Annotated in this window: 5 protein-coding genes; 1 reads left to right on the forward strand and 4 read right to left on the reverse strand. The window is 32.4% G+C overall.

What is annotated here, in order from left to right:
- A partial coding sequence (locus tag J7M77_RS14735) for a cupin domain-containing protein (RefSeq protein ID WP_296879933.1) occupies positions 1–512 on the reverse strand: 512 nt, incomplete at its 3' end.
- Positions 513–633: 121 nt separating this feature from the next.
- Between J7M77_RS14735 and J7M77_RS14740 the strand changes: the two genes are divergently transcribed.
- Positions 634–1974 carry an MATE family efflux transporter gene (locus J7M77_RS14740; RefSeq protein ID WP_296879935.1) on the forward strand — a complete coding sequence of 447 codons (1341 nt, stop codon included), beginning with the start codon at positions 634–636 and terminating at the stop codon, positions 1972–1974.
- Positions 1975–2043: 69 nt separating this feature from the next.
- Here the strand turns inward: J7M77_RS14740 and J7M77_RS14745 are convergent, their stop codons facing one another.
- From J7M77_RS14745 to J7M77_RS14755, 3 genes are all read right to left on the reverse strand, one after another.
- Positions 2044–2361, reverse strand: a complete 318-nt coding sequence (locus J7M77_RS14745; protein WP_296879937.1) for a PTS sugar transporter subunit IIB — start codon at positions 2359–2361, stop codon at positions 2044–2046.
- Positions 2362–2373: 12 nt separating this feature from the next.
- Positions 2374–3795, reverse strand: a complete 1422-nt coding sequence (locus J7M77_RS14750; protein WP_296879939.1) for a glycoside hydrolase family 1 protein — start codon at positions 3793–3795, stop codon at positions 2374–2376.
- 175 nt (positions 3796–3970) lie between these two features.
- On the reverse strand, positions 3971–4587 hold a 617-nt coding region (locus J7M77_RS14755; RefSeq protein ID WP_296879942.1), incomplete at its 5' end, for a PTS transporter subunit EIIC.

The raw sequence follows: 4587 nt of genomic DNA on the forward strand, positions 1-4587 counted from the left end.
CATAAACGACAAAGCAATTCCAAACAATATAATTCATCTTCTTTGGATACTGCGACTATTTTTCTTACATAATCTAAAATCTTCCGTTCTTGATCATTTTGCTTTGATAAAACACTAATGGCAAGTGATGAATTGATCAAAGGCAAAACATCTTTAGCGTAAACATTTTTCATTGATAAAGCATCAAAAAAGTTTATTTGTATCAAGATACCTAAAATTATTGTACCTGGCTGTCTTTGTTTTAACTTATGTAATGTTTTGGGATTAACAAAGATGCCATCGCCTTGTTTTAAAAGACAAACTTCTTTATTATTTTCATTATTGATAACTGTGTGTTCAATTTCTCCTTTTAAAACTAAAAATATCTCAAAATCATGGTGCCAATGATAACCAATCTCCCCATTTAAATATTCATCTAAACAATCCTGATAATATAATACCGGTAAAGTATTGAAGGGATATTCAATTTGTTCTAACAAAGTCGCATCAGTTACTATTTGTTTTAATTGCATATAATCTCCTTTGATACAATATTTATATTAATTGGTACAATTATAACTATACATAGCTTTATTTTGATATTAATATTATATAGCATTTAAAAAATTGTCAATTATTAAAGGGGGTATATAAATGAATCGCGAACAGAACATGACTATTGGTTCGCCAATAAAATTAATTATTACTTTCATGATCCCGCTAGTTTTAGCTAATTTAGGACAGCAGCTGTATATGATCGTTGATGCAATTATCGTTGGTCAGGGAGTCGGTGTTATAGCATTAGCAGCTGTTGGGGCAACTGATTGGCCATACTGGCTAGTATTATGGATCATTTTAGCTTTATGCCAAGGATTTGCTATTCCAATTGCTCAATATTTTGGTATCAATGATAAACTTCAGGTAAAAAAAGCGATTGCGAAAACAATTCAATTATGTCTAGGTTTGGCTATTTTACTAACTATTCTCTTTTTAGCTGTTGCTACTCCTTTGCTGCAAGCTTTACAAACACCTGATGATGTTTTTAGTGGTGCTAGTACCTACTTACATATCATGTATGGCGGGATCATCATTGTTATGGCTTATAATATGGCCTCATCAATCTTACGAGCAATTGGCGATGGTAAAACACCATTGATTGCCATTTTGATTGCGGGGATAACTAATGTAGCATTAGATTTGTTATTCGTATTACAATTTAACTGGGGAATTGCCGGTGCCGCTATTGCTACAGTTACAGCTCAATTTTTAGCCTTTTGTTATTGCTTTAGAGTTTTATGGAAGATGCAGCTAATTTCTTGGGAACATGAAATTTGGGAAAAAGATTTTTCACTAATTAAAAAATTATGTTCTTTAGGTTTCCCTTTAGCCTTGCAGCATGTTTTAATTGCCGTTGGCGGAATGATTTTCCAATCAGCCATCAACCAGCAAGGTTTTATCTTTATTGCCGGTTTTACAGCTACTAATAAAATTTATGGTTTATTAGAAAGTTCGGCTATTTCTTTAGGATATGCAATGACTACTTATGTCGCTCAAAATTATGGAGCCGGATTATATGGACGGATTCGCCAAGGTGTAAAACAATCAATAATCATCGCTATTGGCTTATCAGTGCTAATTTCATTAACGATGATCATTGCCGGTAAACCGATATTAAGTTTATTTATTGATGCTAAAAATGAAAACTATTTCCAGGTATTAGAAATTGCTTATCAGTATTTATTTGTAATGAGCTGTTTTTTAAGCAGTTTATATTTATTGAATGTGTTTAGAAATATTTTACAAGGCTTGTCAAATACTTTAGCTTCGTTTTTATCAGGCGTCATGGAGTTTTTTACCAGAGTCTTCGTTGCTTTGGTATTGGTTAATTACTTTGATAGTGATATTTTATTTTTGGGAGAACCTGGAGCCTGGATCATGGCCATGCTTATATTAATAATTATGGGCATTAAAAGAATTAAAGCTTTACCTAAATAACAAGATACTAATTTTTACTCTAAAAAAGGAAATGATTTCAATATTATCATTTCCTCTTTTGTCTTCATCTTATTTATTATAAAAATCCTCATACATTTTTAAAGCTACATCTAATACTTTAGCACCATTCATCAAACCATAATCACGCATATCAATTACATCAAACGGTACTTTACCATCAAGTATTTTCTTTACTCCGGCAACAGCATATCTAACTTGTGGTCCTAATAATAAGACATCAAATTCTCCTAAATGTTGATCAATCGTTTTTTCACCAATTGCATCAACAGAAATTTCTAATCCTCTTTTTTTAGCTTCATCTTTCATTTTGTTCATTAATAAGCTAGTTGACATTCCACCAGCACATGCTAACATAATTCTAATCATTTTCTTTTCCTCCTATAAATCACTTAAATCTTCGCCATTGGATTTAATTACTTTTTGATACCAGTAAAATGAATCTTTACGATATCGTTTTAATGTTTTTAAATCAAATTCATCTCGATCTACATAAATAAATCCATATCTTTTCTTCATTCCTTCATGGGTTGAAATCAGATCAATTGCTGACCAAGGATTATATCCCATCATTTCAACACCATCACTAATAGCTAATTGAATTTGTTTAATGTGTTCTTGTAAATATTTAATTCGATATTGATCATGTACTTTACCATCACTAGTTAAAGTATCATAAGCACCTAAACCATTTTCTGTCACTAATAACGGTAAGTGATAACGTGAATACATTTCTCGCATTGTAGCTCGAAAACCAACCGGATCAATTTCCCAGCCAAATTCGGTTTTCATTAAATTAGGGTTATGATATCCTTTATAAACCCCAGCTTCTCCACGGTCTGACTGTTGATCGGCAGCAGGATCGATTTCTTCTGTTCCATCACTTTCTTCAGCCGTTGAAGTTGTATAATAATTAAAACCGATAAAATCCGGATGCGCTTCTTTTAACACTTCTTTATCACCAGGAGCAAAAGTCGGACAAGCATCATGTTCTTCTAAATAAGCCCATACTAGATTATTATAAACACCATAAACAGCCATATCTAAATATAACCAGTTTCTAATTGCATTATAATTTTGCGCTGCCAAAACATCGGCTGGTTTACATGATGCCGGATAGACTAATCCAATATTAGGAGCCGGACCGATTTTAGCATCCGGTAACATTTCATGACATAAAACCATTGCTTTAGCCTGAGCTACTAACTGATGATGATTTTGTTGATAAATTTCTTTCGTTAGATTAGCAGTATCTTCAGGTACAATTAAAGTTCCAATTGTTTTACCAACCAAAGTTAACATATTTTGTTCATTAATCGTTAACCAGTATTTCACCCGATCACCAAAGTTTTCAAATAATACTTTCGCAAAATTGACAAACCAGTTAACAGAATCCGGGTTAGACCAGGAACCTCTTTTATCTAGCATTGCTGGCATATCGAAATGGAACATTGTTACAATTGGTTCGATTCCATATTTTAAACATTCATTAATTAAATCATTATAATAATCAATTCCTTTTTGATTAACTGCTCCTTCACCCTCTGGTAAAATCCTCGTCCAGGCAATTGAAAAACGATATGATTTAAAGCCCATTTCTGCCATTAAAGCAATATCTTCTTGATAATGATGATAATGATCAGCACAAACTTTTAAATCTGATGTTCCCTCAGGAACAACCTTAACATCCTGACATGATGGTCCTTTACCATCTTCAAGATTAGCTCCTTCTACCTGATAGGCTGATGTACTAGCACCCCATAAAAAATCTTTAGGAAATGGTTTTAGTTTTTTGTGTAACATATTTTTTCCTCCTTTTGATTAAATTTTAGTTATTTTTGGTAAAAAGAAAATATATGAATAAAACAACGTATTTTTTTCTAATATTTTTATTAAAATCCATTTGCTATCATGATAAAAAAATTCTTTTTTTCTTTTTATAAAAGAAGTATTTGATGATACTTCTTTTATAATTTTTCTATTGCTTGTTTTGGAATCGCTCGTATGCCATTAAAAATGGTGTATAAATTACGATCGATACTACAATTGCAATTGCCTGGGAAACAGCACCCATGATATTGGCTCCGGTTGTTAAAAAGCCATATAAAATCGGTGGGGTCGTCCACGGTGTATTGATAACCGCTCTTGGACAGAATCCAATAATTGTTAAGATATAACCAACAATGATAGTTGCAATTGGAGCTAAAATAAACGGAATACCCAAAATTGGATTTAATACCATCGGAATCCCAAATACCACTGTTTCATTAATATTAAATAATGCTGGTACTATTGAAATTCCCGCAATTGCGCGGTTATCTTCACGTCTACCAAAAATCAAGATGGCAATAACTAAACCAATCGTGACCCCAGATCCCCCAAAATCACCAAACATTGATAACCAGGCCATCGCAAAAATGTGTAAATCACTGCTATAGGCATCATTGTTTTTTGAGAACATTTCAATGTTTTCAAGCATCAATGGTGTAAATAACGCTTCTTTGATTGCCCCTAACATATTTTGACCATGAATTCCAACTAACCAGAATAACATGATTAAAATATAAATAACGATTACTCCCGGAATTGTTGCTC

Origin of the sequence: Thomasclavelia sp. (assembly GCF_017889095.1) — a bacterium.
In the GTDB taxonomy this organism is placed as follows: Bacteria; Bacillota_I; Bacilli_A; order Erysipelotrichales; family Coprobacillaceae; genus Thomasclavelia.